Raw genomic sequence first — 17,690 nt, 5'->3', positions numbered from 1 at the left:
CTCAAAAATCAAACAAACGTTTTGGGAACAGTCGCGCATAACCCCGACGTCAAGGGCTAGTTCAGTCGGGGTAGTTTACGCTATGTGCTTGCCTTAAACTTGTGAGTGGACAATAAAAGAAGTTGGAGAGCTACTTATGGACGCCGCTGCACTCTGGCAACGCTATCAGGATTGGCTTTATTACCACGAAGGGTTAGAGCTTTACCTCGATATCAGCCGTATGGGGTTTGATGATGCCTTTGTGGAGGCGATGCTGCCTAAGTTTGAAAAGGCATTTAAGGATATGGATGCCCTAGTCAACGGTGCGATCGCAAACCCTGATGAAAACCGCATGGTCGGTCACTACTGGCTAAGAGACCCGGACTTAGCCCCAACTCCAGAACTCCAACAAGACATTGTCAACACTCTCGAAAAGATTGAAACCTTTACCCAAAATGTCCACACGGGTGCCATCCATCCCCCTAGGGCACCAAAATTTACAGATGTTCTTTCCATTGGTATTGGGGGCTCTGCCCTTGGTCCTGAGTTTGTCGCTGAAGCCCTCGCGCTAGACTCTCCTCCTTTGGCTATTCACTTTATTGACAATACTGACCCAGCTGGCATTGATACTGTCCTGACCCGACTCCAAGACCGATTATCTAGCACTCTGGTATTAGTCATCTCCAAATCTGGGGGAACACCAGAAACTCGTAACGGCATGGTGGAAGTTAAAACAGCCTACGAGTCTCAGAATCTAGACTTTGCTGCCCAGGCTGTTGCCATTACGGGTGTTGGCAGCAAACTAGATCAATTGGCAAAATCCGAAGGTTGGCTGGCCACCTTTCCCATGTACGATTGGGTAGGAGGACGTACCTCTGAAATGTCAGCCGTAGGACTACTTCCAGCTTCACTACAAGGGATTGATATCCGTCAGATGCTGGCTGGTGCTAAAGATATGGATAGCGCGACCGGTAGCCCCCAGCTCAAAAGCAATCCAGCCGCCTTACTTGCCCTATGCTGGTACTTTGCTGGCAATGGCAAGGGGGAGAAAGATATGGTCATGTTGCCTTACAAAGACAGTCTATTGCTATTCTCCCGCTACTTACAGCAGCTGGTAATGGAATCTCTAGGTAAGGAAAAAGACCTAGATGGCAATACGGTTTATCAGGGCATTGCAGTTTATGGTAACAAAGGCTCAACGGATCAACATGCCTACGTACAGCAACTTCGCGAAGGTGTTCCCAATTTCTTTGTCACGTTCATTGAAGTCTTAGAAGACCGACAAGGGAAGTCTCCAGAAGTAGAACCTGGTGTAACTACGGGAGACTATCTATCAGGTTTATTACAAGGTACTCGGCAAGCGTTGTATGAAAATCAACGGGATTCCATTACCGTAAGCATTCGTCAGGTCAATGCTAGAACCGTGGGGGCATTGATTGCCCTGTATGAACGTGCTGTTGGTCTTTATGCATCCTTGGTAAATATCAATGCCTATCACCAACCTGGGGTAGAAGCGGGTAAAAAAGCCGCCGCTGCCATTCTAGATTTACAGAAAAAGGTGATGGAGGTACTACACCAGGAAAGTGCTGCCATATCTGTTTCGGAGTTAGCTGAGAAAGTGGGAGCCCCTGACCAAATTGAAGGGATTTACAAATTGCTGCGTCATCTGGCTTATAACCAGCGGGGTATTGTCTTAGAAGGGAATCTGGGGCAGCCAAGTAGTCTAAAAGTTTCTGCTGTATAAGCTAATAGATATTTCACCTTTTTTGTTGACAGTTGACCGGAACCGCTATCCTTACCCGTTATTCAGGACGGGGAAGGATAGCGGGCTACCGCTAGGGAGCAACCTTAGGTTGCCTCCGGTCGCTTTTGGTTTTGGATGTACTCCTTAAGCACCTCAAGGGGTACCCCTCCGACAGAAATGCAAAAGTAGCTTGGGCTCCATAACCCATCTAAGGATGGCTTCTTGTGTCCAGCTTGGTTGTACTTTCGACGCTTACTCACCTTTGAGAGACGTTAGGCTTCTCTAGTCAACCCAAGAAACTTGCTAGAATAGAAAGCTTGACGCTCCCCACCCTTTAGAGGGATGGGGATTCCTAGATCGACGAATCACCTTAAACCGCCGAGTTCCCATTTTGACGCCGTCAAAGACAGGACAGTAATTAACCAAAAATCCGTGAGCTTACTACCAAATTTCCAGTCAATTCACGACAGACCTAGAGGGCAATTCTCCCTAGGCGTTCGGATACTTGTTTGAGAGTGCCGAAGATTCTGTTTCCCTCTCTTTCTCCATGTTCCGGTGCGCCCCACCGTACATTTTCTTGAAAAGGTTTGCTTTACTAGGTTCACACGCCAATTGTTAGTTGACGATTGGGTTTTTAAAGAGGATTTTCCCTGGCCTCGGAGCATTACTACTTTTTAGGCGGTCGAGCGTGGACTCCACGGATTTATATTGTCTCGTCCTAACGGTTTTTCAGCCTGTACTCTACTTTAGGATACACGACCCAGAACGAAAATTCCGGATACCACAAAAATTAATTTGGTCAACTCCGTACCTACGTTGACCCACCTTACATCCCCACCTTAAGAAGGATGGGGTATTACGGCGCTCCATGAAATAATAAATTCTATCTAAAATGTAACGTTTTTTACACCCAAAAATGTAACGTTTTTTAAAATTTTGGTTACAATGCTGGCCATAAAGGTAGCTTAATTAAAGAGGTCAGAGGTGCAATGGCTCAGTCTGATGTAGTAACTGTCGGTCAATACCTTACTCAACGCCTGCAAGCCGCTGGTGTCAAGCATATTTTTGGCGTAGTGGGAGATTACGTCCTGGGTCTGATGGATGTCTTGCTAGAGAGTTCTGTAGAGTTAATCTACACCTGTAACGAACTCAATGCCGGATATGCAGCTGATGCCTATGCCCGCCTTAATGGTGTTGGTGGGTTGTGCGTTACCTATAATGTCGGTGGACTCAGTCTAGTCAATGCGGTGGCTGGTGCCTATGCTGAGCTAGTCCCCCTGATCGTTATTAGTGGAGCGCCTAACAGTTCCCAGCGGCAACAGAAGTTACTCTTACATCATACTGCCGGTAATTACAATCTACAGCTGGAAATTTTTGAAAAAATTACAGTGGCATCCGTGAGGCTTACCAGCCCTAGTCAAGCGGCAAGGCAAATCGACCAGACCATTGCTGCTTGTTTGCGCCACCGCAGACCTGTATACATTGAAATACCCTCAGACTTAGTCAATCAACCTTGTCCTATTACTGGGGATCGTGACTTACCAGAAACCCCAATTGTGGATGTCCACGCTTTATCAGAGGCAGTTGAAGAGGCGGTAAGTTTGCTAGACCAATCCCAGCATCCCATTATTATAGCTGGGGTTGAACTCCACCGCTACGGAATAGCAGACCAACTTACCCACCTGCTGGAGCAGACGGGATATCCCTTCGCTACGACTCTGTTAGGCAAGTCAATTATCTCCGAAAGCCACCCACAATTCATTGGTAGCTATGCAGGAGCGTTCAGTCAGGAGTATGTACGCCAACGAGTTGAAACAGCAGACTGTATTTTGTGCCTGGGTGCCTTTATGTCAGACATTAATCTCGGTGGTTTCACTGCCCAACTGCCCGAAGAGCGATTAATTAACGCTAATTCTGACAAAGTTAAAATCAAACACCACTTTTATTCTCCAGTGTATCTAGCGGATTTCATGGCTGGTGTAACTGCCAAACTTCAGAAGAAAAAATCTGATCTCTTGGATATCAAGCCAGCTATAGAGTCTTTGTCTAAACGCTTTGAGTCACAACCTGAGCAAAAGCTAACCAACGCCAGATTCTATGAGCGGATGACTCACTTTATTGATGATGAGTCAATCGTGATTGCTGAAACTGGTGATGCTTTAATTGCTACCGTTGATTTGGTACTCCAAGGAGACAGCGACTACATTGGACAGGCCCTTTACACATCTATTGGCTTCTCAGTTCCTGCCTGCCTAGGAGTCGGTTTGGCTGTTCCTAACCGTAGACCGATTGTGTTTGTCGGTGATGGTGCCTTCCAGATGACCTGTCAGGAACTTTCTACGATTATTAGGCATCAACTTAACCCGATTATCTTCTTAATTAATAATGACGGGTACACTATTGAGCGGGCTATCCATGAAGGCTCGTACAACAATATTCAACCTTGGAAATATCATCAGTTACCCCAGGTTTTTGGCAATAGCTGGAGTTGCCAAGTGCGTACTGAAGGTGAGTTAGAACAAGCCTTAGAACAGGCAAAAGTAAACCAGAATAGTGTCTCCTTTATCGAAGTTCATTTAGATCGCCTCGATTGCTCTGATGGTGTCAAGCGCTTGGGGAAAGCCTTAAGTGCTATGCAAGGATTATCAGACTAGTAGCTGGTTTAGGCCAGAGGGGGGCTGAGTGACTAATTAATCACAAGGGTGCTTCTTTCAGCAAGCCTAAGCTATGTTGTTGTCTAGGTATCTATATTAATTTTACCAGGCAACTCCTATCTCCAGACAGTTCTGATTGAGCTGGCGTCGCCTTTCGGCGACGCTACGCGAACGAAGTATTTTTAGTCACCAATTGAGCACCAGATGACCTAGCTTAAGAGTAGGTTTGTTCTAAATGTCAGTACTATAGTTATCCCATGCCATTGATTATTCTGGTTGCAGATGACGACCTGGGCACTCGTCTGTCTGTAAGCGATTATCTGGAAATGTCAGGTTATTCAGTTATTACTGCTGAAAATGGTCAGCAAGCGCTGTCTATGATTGAGACTTATCACCCTCACCTTCTGGTTACAGATATTAATATGCCGCGAATAGATGGCTATGAACTGGTGAGAAAAGTGCGTCAGAAGCCCCCATTGCGGTTGTTACCTGTTGTATTTTTAACCGAACTCAATAGCACCAATCAACGCATCAAGGGTTATCAGTCGGGGTGTGATGTCTACCTACCTAAGCCCTTTGAGATGCAAGAATTGGGTGCAGTCATTCAAAGTTTACTAGTGCGATCGCAAATGATTCATACAGAGTTACGATTCTCATCACCACAGACTACAAAAGAGCTAGTTGATAAATCGGCATCGAGATCAATCAACTCCGTAGAGATTAATCATCAATCAGGGAATAATACCCAAGCTCATGCTCTACAGCTGACCGAGCGGGAACAGCAAGTATTGAATTTACTGGCTACAGGTTTATCCAATGTCGAAATTGGTAACCAACTACACCTGAGTCCCAGGACAATCGAGAAGTACGTTAGTCGTCTGTTCAGAAAAACTGATACGAGTAACCGAGCCGAACTCTTACGATTTGCCTTAGAACACCATTTAATCAAATGAATTCATCCAGTTAACCGCCAATGGCATAAAAGCTAAGTTCACCATTGGCAATTAGTAGTAGTTGGCAGTTTTTAGTTTTGCCTAGTCTTGGTGTAATTGTCAACAACGTGTTCCAGCAGACCTTCGCAAGCGTCTAGCAGTAAATCAATCACCTTATTAAAACCCTCTGGTCCACCGTAGTATGGATCGGGGACTGAGCGCTCGGTGTGATGACGGGCAAAATCACACATTAGCCTTACTTTATCTTTATACTTCCCAGCTGGATCAAGAGAGATAATATCTTCGTAGTTTTGCTGATCCATAGCTAAAATCAGGTCAAATTCTTCCAAGTCAGACCGATTAAACTGCCGTGCTTTCCCCTGGAGTACAATCCCCCGACGTTTGGCAGCTGCTGTCATACGCCGATCCGGGGGAGAGCCAATATGATAACTGGAAGTACCAGCGGAATCGCCGACAATTTGGTCAGAAAGATTTGCTTGTGCTATCAAGTGATTCATGATGTTCTCAGCTGAGGGAGAACGGCAGATATTACCAAGGCAGACAAAGAGTAACTTGCAGGGCATGGGTATATTATTTGGTCAACTACGAGCTGCGCCGTGTTAAGTTTAGCAACGAAATTGCTCTATGGGATAGTTGAACCCATGTGGTGGGATGTCGCTTCATGGTTCAATGTCTAGCAACGCAGTGATTTAAAGACACCAACTTGTAAAGGGATACCTCCTAATTTAACGGTTATGCAAGGAAGAGATTTACTATTTAAGTCGCGCCGTAGCCTTTACCGCAAGCGCCGCCGACGGTTTAACCTACTGACGATGCTCGCAGGGATAGTTCTAAGTTTGATGATTGTGGAATTGTTGGCTCGTTTATTAGTGGCTGCGGTCGGCAAAATTAATGAGATAGCTACCTACAAGGGGGCACCCAGAGATTTCACTGTTTACCGTCCCAAGTTCGTTGACCAGACACAGCAGCTTTATGATGGATTACCAGACATTGGTGATCTAGCTGTCCAACGGGATCTAGCTGTAGGTTACAGTTTATTAGGGAAGCAACAGAGTGATTTCTGGCGCATTAATGAGCAGGGTTTCCGGGACGACGACCCCGTTCCCTTGGTCAAACCCAAAAATGAAATTCGGATTTTTTTGTTAGGTGGCTCGACAGCCTTCGGTCAAGGGAATGCCAATAATCAAGTTACCATAGCCAGCTACTTAGAAGCTCGTCTCAATCAACGGATAAAACAGCAAAGGCGTTCCCCACAGAAATACCGGCCAATGACCTTACCCCCCTCTGAACCGGAATTAAAGCAAGCACTTGCTCTGCCGCCAAAGATTCGAAATGGTAAGTATCGTGTCATCAACGCCGCAGTACCAGGGTATACCTCTGGCAATGCACTAGCTCAGTTAGCTCTCAAAATTTTACCTTACAGCCCAGACGCAGTAATAGTGTTGGGTGGATACACAGATTTGATCACCCCCAGTGACCAAAATTTAACAGATATTCCTAACACAGAAGCCTTCTTACAAAATGCGACTGGGCATTTTTGGACTCATCTCACCCAGCAGTTGAAGCATTTAGTTACAAAAACTTATCTTGCTAAAGCAATCACATACTGGGTCTTTGATCCTCAGCCGTCAGTGAGTCAGCGGTCTCTAGTGGTCAGGGGGGAGGTTATGCCACTGAAGAAGTATCTTCCTCAGAAATCCGATGAACTGGAACGTCGATTGACGCGCTATCGCAATAACCTCAGACATATGCTGCGTTTAACAGCAGGACAGGGAATTCCTTTACTAGTTGCTGTCCAACCAGAAATAACTGGTCGTGGCAACAAAACGATCAAACCAGCAGAGAAGGAAATTTTGCAGCAGTTAGGAAAAGTTTACCAAAAACAAGTGCAAGCCAATTATCCCAAATTGGTGGTAGCGGGTCAGCAACTGGAGAAAGGCTTTCCCAAAAATATCAAGGTTCTCAACTTGTACACAATTTATCAAAACTTTCCCGAACTCGCCTTTAATGATGCCATTCACTTGACAGAAGCAGCCAATATAGAGGTGGCTAAGAGCTTATATTATGGACTTACGTCACTGCCAAAGCTACAGGTAGCTTCGTTTTACTCAAATATTGATAAATAGTCAGGCATTAATAGGATATTCGGCATGAGGTTTGAAACCATTGAGAATGATTAATTTCCTCATGCCTTTAGTTTTTTCCTACGGAATCCCGAGCGGGGATTGACCGATCAGGTTATAAACCTGGCAAATTTAACCCACTGGTAAGTTGTTCCATGCGTTCCCGCATAGTGGCTGTGGAGGTCTCATAGGCATTTTTCATGGCTGCTAACACCAGTTCAGATAAAGCCTCAGCTCCTTGATTGATAGCATCCTCAGAAATCTCTACACGTAGGGGTTCCTGATTACCACTGAGAAACACCTTCACCTTACCGTCTTCCCCTGATGTTCCCTCAATTTCCATTTGCTCCAACTCATCCTGGAGCTCTTTGGCACCCTTTTGAACTTCTTGAGCTTTTTTGAAGGCTTCGGCTAGTTCTTTCATCTTGCCGAGACCGAGACCAAATCCTTTTCCTTTGTCTTGTGTCATAAAAAATCCCAGTTAAGTTTAGAAACCCCCTGTCTAATGACCGGGGAAGAAAAACAAACGTCAAGCGCGGTTTTAACCCCTGGCCAGGTCGGCACTAAGCCCAGTCTGTGGGGCAAGGGGCGCGCTGACATTATAAATCTTGTGGTGATTAACCTTTATCTATATCTATTGTGTATCTATTGTGATGCTATTGGAATTTTCCTCACCTTAACAGCAGTAGGAAACAGGGGAATAAATTCCCGGTTTCCTTATTCATAGATGGGCTGAAGCGATCTAGTTAACTTCTTCCCATTCTGTTCTAGTTTAGCCAAGCAGAACTATAAACTAAAAATTGATACTGTTGGTGATCAGCTTGGTGATCAGCTTGGTAATCAGCTTTGAACTGATTCCCCAACAGGATCGGTTTTGGGATATCCACTGGAACCATAGGAGGGGATAAATCCCCTCGCTGGTTTTTATCCCTGCTCTAAAGACATAGGGCTTTCAACTGCTAGTTTTTTGGTAAAATCACCTAAAATCCTCACTTCTGGCTCTAAACACAGTGACCAGTGCTTTTCTACTTGCTCCTGTATATGGTGGATCATGCGGAAGATATCGCTAGCCTTAGCATCACCACAGTTAAGTATAAAGTTGGCATGGCGTTCAGCTATTCTAGCACCACCAATTTGGTAGCCTTTTAGACCAATTTGTTCAATTAGCCAACCAGCAGCATAGGGGTCAGGGTTGCGGAACACACTGCCACAGCTAGGTAGGTGGTAAGGTTGGGTAGTGTGTCGTCTTGCCAAATGCTCTGATGTCAGTGAGCGCACCTGTTTTGGGTCAGCACCCGGTTTTAACTGAAATGTGGCCTGGCTGACTATGCGATCGCTACCTTGAAGGATTGAGGTGCGATAGCTAAAGCCTAGGTCTTGGCTACTGAGTTGGGCTATTGAGCCATCAGGGGATAGAACATCTGTATGAAACAGAATATCAGCTGTGGAATTTTTGTGGGCACCAGCATTCATCACCACAGCACCACCAACGGTTCCAGGTATGCCCACAGCCCACTCTAGCCCTTCCCAGCCTCGTTTGGCAGCCTGCCATGCCAGTCTGGCAATCGGTACACCAGCACTGGCGGTAATTCTCCCTGTATCTGCATCAAAGTGAGTATGGCGCAGATAGCGAGTACAAATTACCAAACCCGGCAAACCGATATCGCTGACTAGAAGGTTGGAACCGGCACCTAATAGGGTTAGGGGTAATTTTTGGGAGTGAGCCCACTGGAAACTAGCTTGTAGATCTTCTAGGCTCCGAGGCGCGACGTACCACTGAGCTGGACCTCCCACACGAAATGAGGTGAGTTTGGCTAAGGATACCTGGGACTGAAGTGGACAATTGGTTCCTGGAATATACAACTTTAACTGGGAAGGAGTTTTTTTCTGGGTTAGCACGCTAGTTATCATCAGGAAAATCAGGGTAGAGATTCGGATCTACACGCAATGAGAATAATGCCGATCCGTTTTTGGCAGTGAAATTGGCTGAAGTTGCTAGGGGGTAGAATACCTAGAAGAGTTTGTGGAAAGTTGATTCACGAATATCATCGAGACTTGAGATCATACTGACCTTCTCTTACGGTCTATAGTTAAAATTCCCTAGCTTGATTCACAATTATTGATGCTTTCGGGCTTAACTTTGGTTAACTAAGCCGTCATGCTGTTGGTAAAACCCCATTACCTTAGGAATAATCTGATTCAGATTACCGGCTCCCAAAAATAGGGCTAAGTCCCCAGGACAGAGAATTTGGTTCAGAAACTCTACCACTGATTCGAGAGTTGGTTTGTAATGTACATCCTTATGGTTAGATGCGATCGCCTGATAAAGGTTTTCCCCACTAATTTCTCCTAAATCTGGTTCCCCAGCACTGTATATATCACTGATAACCACCAAGTCAGCGTTACTAAAGGAAACACTAAACTCGGGGATAAACCTCAGGGTACGACTATATCGGTGGGGTTGGAAAATTGCAATTATTCGCTGGTCAGCGTTGACCTGGATTCTTGCGGCAGCTAGGGTTGCCTTAATTTCACTGGGGTGGTGAGCATAGTCATCCACAAAACTAATATCATTGCACCTGCCCCGCAGCTCAAATCGGCGTTTGGCTCCCTCAAAGCTAGCGATCCCCAAGGCAATTGCCTCAAACTCCAACCCCAAATTTCGTCCTACTGCTACTGCGGCTAGGGCATTGCTGAGATTATGTTTGCCTAGCAATTTCAGCTCCAACCGACCTAAAACCTGATTGCCTTCCCAAACTCTGGCGGTAGTGCCATTAGCTTCATAAGTTACATCATCAACGCTATAGTCGGCCCCCATATCTCGCCGTAGACTATAGCTGATATTCGGTTTTAGTTGCGTACGCACTGTCTCACAATCAATACATCCGACTAACTTCTTACAGCGCTTCGCGAAGGTCTGGAATATTTCAACAACCTCCTCTAACTTCTGGTAATGGTCTGGATGATCCAGCTCAATATTGGTGACTACACCAATCTCGGCGGAGAGCTTAACCAAGGAACCATCGGATTCATCAGCCTCAGCAACCAGTAATGGTCCATTTCCCAGCCTGGCATTACCACCGATAGCATCCACCTCACCACCGATAATTATGGTGGGGTCACAACCCGCTTGCCACAGTAGATAACCGAGCAAACTACTGGTTGTAGTTTTCCCATGAGTCCCAGCAACTGCTATACTGGAATAGTCTTCAATCAACGCCGCTAGTAAATCTGAGCGATGGAAAATCGGGCAACCTAGCTTTAAAGCTGCCTGATACTCAGAGTTCAATGGGTTAATTGCTGTGGAACAGATAACTTGAGGCAAGCCTAAGCAGGGTTCAGCTAAAGATATAGTCGGACTTGATTGTGATATTTCTGTGAGCGCTTTTGGGTTCAAACTCGTGCTAACCCTTTTAGCTGCTACGTCTTCACAAGCTGGTGCATTCCTGGATTGGAAAAATTCTAAGTTGGCGGCACACTGCTGTTTGAATATATGAGCACCTACTGCTTGCAAACGTTGCGTGATATGGGTTGTCCGAGTATCTGAGCCAGATACTCTCAATTGGCGTTTGGCTAGGATGTAGGCAAGAGCTGACATCCCAATTCCGCCAATACCAATGAAATGAAATGGTTTATTACTGAAATCAACAGTCTTTGGCATTTTAACTCCTTACACACCACACCGCACACGCCTAATTTGCCAATAACACGCGCTATCATATCAGGAAAAATACATATCCAGGAATAATTTTTGGGAAATAAGTACATCTGTACTATAAAACAGGGGAATAATACCTTCAGTTTGATAACCTAACTGTTACATAACTGATTTTTGAGTACGTAGATTGTCGTATATATTACACGTCAACAAGAGTTCTCAATCCGGAAAAACGTCCCAAGACCCATAAAATAGCACTAGAGCAGAGCTAGTGGTGATTTTTGGTTTATCCGTATCACTCCCAACCATGGGGGTTATGACTTACATACCAAACTAATCAGTTGAGACTGGTTAGGGGAGAGGGGCTTTGGGAGCAACTGCATTAAGACATGGCGTGAGTAAAATCAGGTTGCCGAAGCAATATCAGATCTGTGCCATCCCCAGAGGGGACTCTGCTGCCAAAACCTCCAGCTTTGGAGATAAGTATACCCATCTGGTTTCAAAACGAGTACATCACACCACATTAATTCAGTAAAAGTTTCAAATTGTTTCAACCTTTGCGATATTATTAGAATCATTAAGAAAATATTTACTTTGAATTACAGAGGGCAAGAAGCAGTGATTAGAGTAGCGATCAATGGTTTTGGACGCATCGGACGCAACTTTATGAGATGCTGGCTGACTCGGGAGAATAGCCAGTTAGAGATAGTGGGAATCAATGATACCTCTGATCCCAAGACAAATGCCCATCTGCTCAAATACGACTCAATGCTGGGCAAACTTGATGCAGATATCAGTTGTGATCAAAATTCAATAACAGCTAATGGAAAAACTGTCAAGTGTGTATCCGACCGGAACCCCTTGAACTTGCCCTGGGACTCTTGGGGTGTTGACCTAGTTATCGAAGCGACTGGTGTTTTCCGAGATAAGGATGGGGCTGGCAAGCATATAGCTGCTGGTGCTAAGAAAGTGCTAATCACTGCTCCTGGCAAAGGAGACGTCCCCACCTACGTCATGGGTGTTAATCACGAAGACTACATCGACGAAGGAAATGACGTGATTAGCAATGCTAGCTGTACTACCAACTGTCTAGCTCCCTTTGCCAAAGTACTGCATGAACAGTTTGGCATTATCAAAGGAACAATGACCACAACTCACAGCTACACTGGGGATCAGCGGCTTCTTGATGCCAGCCACCGGGATGTACGTCGGGCTCGGGCAGCAGCGCTCAACATTGTCCCTACCTCCACTGGTGCGGCTAAAGCAGTAGCCCTAGTGATTCCTGAACTGAAAGGGAAACTCAATGGTATCGCTTTGCGGGTACCAACTCCCAATGTATCTATCGTTGACTTGGTAGTTCAAGTGGAGAAAAGTACCATTGCTGAGCAGGTCAATCAAGTCCTCAAAGAAGCAGCTGAAGGTCCACTCAAGGGAATTTTGGCTTACGGCGACGAACCTCTTGTTTCCTGTGATTACAGGGGTCATGATGCTTCCTCAATTGTGGATTCTAGCTTAACTATGGTCATGGGTGGCGATATGGTTAAGGTAGTTGCCTGGTATGACAATGAGTGGGGATATTCTCAGCGGGTTGTAGATTTGGCTGAGTTAGTTGCCCAAAAATGGTCGAATTAGTTGTTAGAGCCTAGTTTGTAAAGCAAGAGTCTGGGGAAGAGTGTTGATTCGTTAGGGTTCATCGTTCATTGAACCAATACGTTGAACCTATTCCCCTCTCTCGCTCTAAGTTATTGAATCTAAGAGCTAATTTGTAAAGTAAATATTAAGAAGCTTGAAAGCCTTGCTATGATTGTCTTTTGGGTATTAAGTAGTTCATTTGTTCTATTTTAGCCCCAGCCTTATCCTACAAGGATTACAGCGAGTTTACAAATCAGCTCTAAGGTTCCAAGCTACTGAGGGACAGTTGGGACAAAAGAAATCCCAGCCGCAGCAGCCGGGGACAAGTGATAAATTATGATTTTTATTCTTAAGCCTAAGGAGACCTCAAAGATTTACAGTTAGGTATGCTTAAGGATTGATTTTATTTTTTATTGTTCATTATTAAACCCCTTAATATTCTGTGCCAGAAATGTTGTATACTCTTACTCTTGCATCTTCATTGCTCTGATTAACAATCCTTGCAAAACGATTTTCATGTGAGTAAATAATTGTCTGTCCAGAACTACCTGGTCCTATAATATTCGTTGAGTTTGCGTCATATCCATCGTAAGTTTGGATGAATGCAGGATTAGTGGAACTCAAATCTTGTAAATTAGCTTTGGCTCGTTTCATATCATTCAATAGGGAAATTACTAATTCATCTCCTCGATCTAATTCATAACTGCCACAAGTACCATGTTGATTTGGTACGATCAATTCACAGGCGTAAGTGATGGCTTGTGCTGGTTGGATGTAACCAGCAAGCAAGCAAACACCAATGATAATTGCACTTAAACACTGTTTTACGAATCTTTTCATTATCAAGTCTCTACAATTTCCGTTGAACAAGACATAAATCAGAGTTGAAATTATTCAACTGTTATCAGTTTATCAAAAAAAACTTTATTTGTAAACTAATAAATCTCATGTAAAACCTCATGTAAAACCTCATGTCAAACCTCATGTCAAACCTCATGTCAAACCTCATGTCAAACCTCATGTCAAACCTCATAAAACTCATGGTAACCTCATGTTAAACCTCATAAAACTCATGTAAAACCTCATGTAAAACCTCATGTAAAACCTCATGTCAAACCCTGAGGGTGCTCTGCGCCACAAGCATCCGGATAAAAATTAGCCATTAAAAAACCCGACAAAAGCCGGGTGGTCTCTAACTGTGTAACGCTTGGTACTATTCAGAACGCTTCTAATTCGACCAGTTGCTTCACCAAGGCATGTGCCTGACCATATTTTGAATCCTTGCGTCCATATGCAAACCTCATGTTAAACCTCATAAAACTCATGTTAAACCTCATGTAAAACCTCATGTCAAACCTCATGTAAAACCTCATGTCAAACCCTGAGGGTGCTCTGCGCCACAAGCATCCGGATAAAAATTAGCCATTAAAAAACCCGACAAAAGCCGGGTGGTCTCTAACTGTGTAACGCTTGGTACTATTCAGAACGCTTCTAATTCGACCAGTTGCTTCACTAAGGCATGTGCCTGACCATATTTTGAATCCTTGCGTCCATTTTTAGTAGTATCCCAAGCAGTCTCAACTGTTTTAGGTATTGAGCGCATCTCAGTGTATAGTTCAACCACAGCACGAGTCTGTAACTCAGTTCAAGCCCGCTTCCGAATATCAGGTAAAGGAAAAAATACCTGTTCCCAAGCTGGGAGGTTTGGTAGATGTTCGATATGCTTAGAGGCATCAATAAGAGCTGATTCGTAAAGAAAATCTAAAGAAATAAAAAATTTAAGAGCTAATTTGTAAAGTAAATATTAAGAAGCTTGAAAGCCTTGCTATGATTGTCTTTTGGGTATTAAATAGTTCAATTGTCCTAGTTTAGCGCAAGCCTTATCCTACAAGGATTACAGCGAGTTTACAAATCAGCTCTAAGATAAGTAGATGATAACCTACCAGAGGTTGAGTGAATTTCGGTCAATGACACGTCTGCCTCAAATTGCCGCACCGACAAGAAAGCCAAATCCTACCTGATTTAAGTGATACAGAATCGGAGGTTTTGAAACCATTACTACCTGAACCGAGAACCGAAAGGCTTTGGACATCAGTTATTAGAAGTGGTTTGGGTGGCTGTGCGGTTATTCAGGAAAGAATTTTGCTCAAGCCGTCAAACAGGTATGTGGTGATTCTGTTCGAGTCGAAGTGATAGAAAGGAAATCAAAAGAGTTTGAAATACATCCATTGCGATGGATTGTAGAAAGAACATTTGGTTGGTTAAATCGATTTAGACGGTTGAGTAAAGACTATGAACTATATACACAGATGAGTACAGGAATGATATATGGTTCATTAATTCGTTTGATGACAAGAAGATTAGCTTCTTAATTTTTTGTTTACAAATCAGCTCTAAGTTATTAGATTTTGAAACAGCCCTGCTCCCTTAAGCGTTTCAATCACCTTCTTTGAAGGAGGGGAGAGGTAAATAAACTGTAAATAAGTATCATCTAGAGTCCTTGTCGAGCTAGAGTAGCTAAACCCAGAACTTTTGGTTTGCCAGCATTTTGGGAAAACCTTAATCCTAAACGAAATATTTCTGAAACGTAATACTTATCGCCGTAAGCAATAATTACCCCATTTTGCTGAAGGAGGCTAATGTCTTCTGTAGATAAGCCAATACTTTCTAGTTGAAAAGGGCTTTTTTTCTGTACTTCAGGTAATTGACGTAATTTATTAAATACTCTTTTTAACGGTTCATTTTCTAGTTCTATTTCTTCAATTTTGGCTTGGCTGCAATCAGCCAAACAACCTCGAATTGCTTTGGGAACTAGAATTCGATCTTGCCAATAATTCTTCTCATCAATGGAAATGGATTTTTCCGCCGCAATTTTAAGAAGACGCACGACATACCTAGACTGGATTTGCCCATTGTAGTCGTGCAATTAGACCACCTAAAAGTGCTATAAAATAGGATAATACAGTATTAAACGGACATTTTATGTATTTGACTCCGATCGAAGCTCAGGAGAAGTATGGTTACAATACCAGGACTTTGGCTAGGTGGGCAGAAGCAGGGAAGATTGAATGTATTAGATCACCTGGCGGGCATCGTCGTTATCTAGCAAGCTCTATTGAGCGATTGATAGACGGAGAAGATTCTCGTTCTGTAGTTCTCTATGCCAGAGTGTCAACTAGATCTCAATCTGACGATTTAACCTCTCAGGTTGAATACTTAGGCCGTAACTATCCTAATTGTCGGTGTTATTCAGAGTACGGGTCTGGGTTAAACTTCAAGCGACGTAAATTCATTGGATTGATGGAAAGAGTTGCAAAGTCCGAGATCAAGACAATAGTAGTAGCTCACAAGGATAGGCTGTGTCGGTTTGGCTTTGATTTTATAGAATGGTTTTGCTCCTTGCACAAGTGCCAGATTGTAGTCCTAAATAACACCTATAAGTCTCCCCAGCAGGAGTTAATGGATGATTTTATGTCCATAATGCACTGCTTTAGCTCTAAGCTCTACTTTCTTCGTCGCTACGAGAAAGAGATTAAAACTACTGTCAATAAAATGGACAATTCCGACAAAATATTATATACTAGACACGTGCCAAGTGAAAGATGACGATGCCCAAGAAAGTAGGAGTAACGAAAAAAATATCAACTCAGGTTGTCCCCGTAATAGGGATGACTGAGTCGGTTGAAGCTGAGCTACTATCTACTATGAGGAAATTGGGTATCGTCAGATCTGAGTCTTACAACAAACTAGGAAGTATTAACTATTGGGGACTGGACTGGAAAAAGGCTATCCCGGAAGTAAAGAGTTTTAGGACTCCCGGCAGCTTAGGGCTCCCCGCTAAATTAATGGATTGGACTATCAATGATATAGCCAAGGCCATTACAGCACAACAGGCAGCTTGCATAGATGCAACAATAAAGAAGATCTACAAAAGGTTCCCTGGGAAGGAGAACCAGGGCAAACGCAAGGAGCTTTGCAAGCAACTTAGAACTTTGGCCTTCTTGGACAACTCTCTCTTGCATAGACTTGTCAGAAAGGGATATCAACGTGGGCATTCTTGGATTAAGAACCAGATAGTTTACCAGCAAGAAGGTTACAAATGCAAAAGAATTTCTCGCAATACTTATCAACTAGAGCTAGCTGGGCTGATAAAGAGGAAGAGAAACAAAGTAGTTGTTAAGTCTAATCGAAAAATAAAAGGACAAATTAGACTGATCTTTAACCAAATCTTGCAAAGATTTGAGATTCACTTTTTAGTGGATCATGGAACAGTAGAGATTCCTTCTGAGCGCCGGAGTATTGGAGTAGATAAAGGGTATACAGAGGCTTTCTATGATTCAGATGGAAATGCTCACGGGAAAGGGTTAGGAAAAGCAACTACCAATAAGTCTGATCGCATATGTGTTAAGAACCGCAATAGAGGGAAGCTTTGGGCACTTCATAGGAAATTAGAAAAAATAGATCCAGCTAAATCGGCTCGAATACTTGAAAACAACCTAACTAGAAAGACAGAGAATCGCCGTTACAAGAAGAATCAGGCAGAAATAAAGGCAATAATAGGAGCAGCCTCTAAGTCTCTTTTTATTGGAGAATCTGTAAAGGTTTTTGCTGAAGATTTAACACAACCGATACAAAATAAGCGCCAATCTAAAGCCGTCTCTCGCAAACTGAATAGCTGGATGAAAGGAGAGATACGGGATTCTTTGCAAAAATGGGCTGATTGGACTGGATCGGTTGTGACAGAAGTTCAACCTAGCTATACGTCGCAAATTGACTCCGTAACTGGAACTCTATTAGGGAAAAGGAGCGGGGACAATTTTACCAGGTTTGATGGGGTCGTATTGCAGGCTGACCATAATGCTGCCAAAAACATCCTTGCTCGCGGTATGGACAAGGGTGCGATTCGTTGGCTAGAAACCAAAACCTCTTATGGGATTTTGGGGGATT

13 protein-coding genes and 2 pseudogenes are annotated in these 17,690 nt (G+C 43.8%); 8 read left to right on the top strand and 7 right to left on the bottom strand.

From position 1 onward, the window contains the following. The first annotated feature begins 136 nt into the window (after positions 1-136). Entirely contained in the window at positions 137-1,723 is a 1,587-nt protein-coding gene (locus tag BJP37_RS06885; RefSeq protein WP_075897516.1) for a glucose-6-phosphate isomerase, read from the top strand. A gap of 104 nt (positions 1,724-1,827) precedes the next feature. Here the strand turns inward: BJP37_RS06885 and BJP37_RS06880 are convergent. Continuing rightward, positions 1,828-1,992 (bottom strand): annotated as a pseudogene (locus BJP37_RS06880) (transposase); the annotation flags it as partial. 720 nt (positions 1,993-2,712) lie between these two features. Between BJP37_RS06880 and BJP37_RS06875 the strand changes: the two are divergent. Both BJP37_RS06875 and BJP37_RS06870 read left to right on the top strand, forming a co-directional pair. Next, the gene (locus BJP37_RS06875; RefSeq protein WP_075897514.1) at positions 2,713-4,377 is read left to right on the top strand and encodes an alpha-keto acid decarboxylase family protein; all 1,665 of its coding nucleotides are present in this window, start codon (positions 2,713-2,715) and stop codon (positions 4,375-4,377) included. 257 nt (positions 4,378-4,634) lie between these two features. After that, positions 4,635-5,330, top strand: coding sequence for a response regulator transcription factor (locus tag BJP37_RS06870; protein ID WP_075897512.1), 696 nt, complete (start codon positions 4,635-4,637; stop codon positions 5,328-5,330). 71 nt (positions 5,331-5,401) lie between these two features. Here BJP37_RS06870 and BJP37_RS06865 read toward each other — a convergent pair whose 3' ends face one another. Further along, entirely contained in the window at positions 5,402-5,893 is a 492-nt protein-coding gene (locus BJP37_RS06865; protein WP_075897510.1) for a low molecular weight protein-tyrosine-phosphatase, read from the bottom strand. Positions 5,894-6,064: 171 nt separating this feature from the next. Here BJP37_RS06865 and BJP37_RS06860 point away from each other — a divergent pair, with 171 nt between their 5' ends. Further along, a complete protein-coding gene (locus BJP37_RS06860) occupies positions 6,065-7,456 on the top strand; it encodes an SGNH/GDSL hydrolase family protein (RefSeq protein WP_229415224.1) in 1,392 nt (463 codons plus the stop codon). A 112-nt stretch (positions 7,457-7,568) separates the two neighbouring features. On the opposite strand, the gene BJP37_RS06855 is transcribed toward BJP37_RS06860, so the two are convergent. The 3 genes from BJP37_RS06855 to murC all read right to left on the bottom strand — a co-directional run bounded on the left by BJP37_RS06855 (position 7,569) and on the right by murC (position 11,114). After that, positions 7,569-7,922, bottom strand: a complete 354-nt coding sequence (locus BJP37_RS06855) for a YbaB/EbfC family nucleoid-associated protein (protein WP_071103211.1) — start codon at positions 7,920-7,922, stop codon at positions 7,569-7,571. Positions 7,923-8,377: 455 nt separating this feature from the next. Then, on the bottom strand, positions 8,378-9,364 hold the full coding sequence (murB, locus tag BJP37_RS06850) for a UDP-N-acetylmuramate dehydrogenase (RefSeq protein ID WP_075897506.1): 987 nt from the start codon (positions 9,362-9,364) through the stop codon (positions 8,378-8,380). Positions 9,365-9,587: 223 nt separating this feature from the next. Continuing rightward, entirely contained in the window at positions 9,588-11,114 is a 1,527-nt protein-coding gene (gene murC / locus BJP37_RS06845) for a UDP-N-acetylmuramate--L-alanine ligase (RefSeq protein ID WP_075897504.1), read from the bottom strand. Positions 11,115-11,729: 615 nt separating this feature from the next. Between murC and BJP37_RS06840 the strand changes: the two genes are divergently transcribed. After that, complete coding sequence (locus BJP37_RS06840) at positions 11,730-12,743, top strand: type I glyceraldehyde-3-phosphate dehydrogenase (RefSeq protein WP_075905833.1); 1,014 nt, start codon at positions 11,730-11,732, stop codon at positions 12,741-12,743. 432 nt (positions 12,744-13,175) lie between these two features. Here BJP37_RS06840 and BJP37_RS06835 read toward each other — a convergent pair whose 3' ends face one another. Next, positions 13,176-13,583: a hypothetical protein gene (locus BJP37_RS06835; RefSeq protein WP_075897502.1), complete on the bottom strand. Its 408-nt coding sequence runs from the start codon at positions 13,581-13,583 to the stop codon at positions 13,176-13,178. 1,258 nt (positions 13,584-14,841) lie between these two features. On the opposite strand from BJP37_RS06835, the pseudogene BJP37_RS06830 reads away from it, so the two are divergent. Beyond that, positions 14,842-15,115 (top strand): annotated as a pseudogene (locus BJP37_RS06830) (transposase); the annotation flags it as partial. Between the two features lie 119 nt (positions 15,116-15,234). Here BJP37_RS06830 and BJP37_RS06825 read toward each other — a convergent pair. Then, complete coding sequence (locus BJP37_RS06825) at positions 15,235-15,669, bottom strand: hypothetical protein (RefSeq protein WP_198953974.1); 435 nt, start codon at positions 15,667-15,669, stop codon at positions 15,235-15,237. A gap of 56 nt (positions 15,670-15,725) precedes the next feature. Here BJP37_RS06825 and BJP37_RS06820 point away from each other — a divergent pair, with 56 nt between their 5' ends. Both BJP37_RS06820 and BJP37_RS06815 read left to right on the top strand, forming a co-directional pair. Further along, positions 15,726-16,349: an IS607 family transposase gene (locus BJP37_RS06820; RefSeq protein ID WP_075897498.1), complete on the top strand. Its 624-nt coding sequence runs from the start codon at positions 15,726-15,728 to the stop codon at positions 16,347-16,349. 2 nt (positions 16,350-16,351) lie between these two features. After that, a partial coding sequence (locus tag BJP37_RS06815) for a zinc ribbon domain-containing protein (RefSeq protein ID WP_075905831.1) occupies positions 16,352-17,690 on the top strand: 1,339 nt, incomplete at its 3' end.

This window comes from Moorena bouillonii PNG, assembly GCF_001942495.1.
GTDB classification, from domain to species: domain Bacteria; phylum Cyanobacteriota; class Cyanobacteriia; order Cyanobacteriales; family Coleofasciculaceae; genus Moorena; species Moorena bouillonii.
Note: the sequence above shows the minus strand (reverse complement) of the source record. Positions and strands in the feature narration are given on the sequence as shown.

Excerpts from the sequence above, each read along its gene's own strand:
- BJP37_RS06885 (WP_075897516.1), top strand. The coding sequence starts at position 137 with ATGGACGCCGCTGCACTCTGGCAACGCTATCAGGATTGGCTTTATTAC.
- BJP37_RS06835 (WP_075897502.1), bottom strand. The coding sequence starts at position 13,583 with ATGAAAAGATTCGTAAAACAGTGTTTAAGTGCAATTATCATTGGTGTT.
- BJP37_RS06855 (WP_071103211.1), bottom strand. The coding sequence starts at position 7,922 with ATGACACAAGACAAAGGAAAAGGATTTGGTCTCGGTCTCGGCAAGATG.
- BJP37_RS06820 (WP_075897498.1), top strand. The coding sequence starts at position 15,726 with ATGTATTTGACTCCGATCGAAGCTCAGGAGAAGTATGGTTACAATACC.
- murB (WP_075897506.1), bottom strand. The coding sequence starts at position 9,364 with ATGATAACTAGCGTGCTAACCCAGAAAAAAACTCCTTCCCAGTTAAAG.
- BJP37_RS06865 (WP_075897510.1), bottom strand. The coding sequence starts at position 5,893 with ATGCCCTGCAAGTTACTCTTTGTCTGCCTTGGTAATATCTGCCGTTCT.
- BJP37_RS06870 (WP_075897512.1), top strand. The coding sequence starts at position 4,635 with ATGCCATTGATTATTCTGGTTGCAGATGACGACCTGGGCACTCGTCTG.
- BJP37_RS06860 (WP_229415224.1), top strand. The coding sequence starts at position 6,065 with ATGCAAGGAAGAGATTTACTATTTAAGTCGCGCCGTAGCCTTTACCGC.
- BJP37_RS06875 (WP_075897514.1), top strand. The coding sequence starts at position 2,713 with ATGGCTCAGTCTGATGTAGTAACTGTCGGTCAATACCTTACTCAACGC.
- murC (WP_075897504.1), bottom strand. The coding sequence starts at position 11,114 with ATGCCAAAGACTGTTGATTTCAGTAATAAACCATTTCATTTCATTGGT.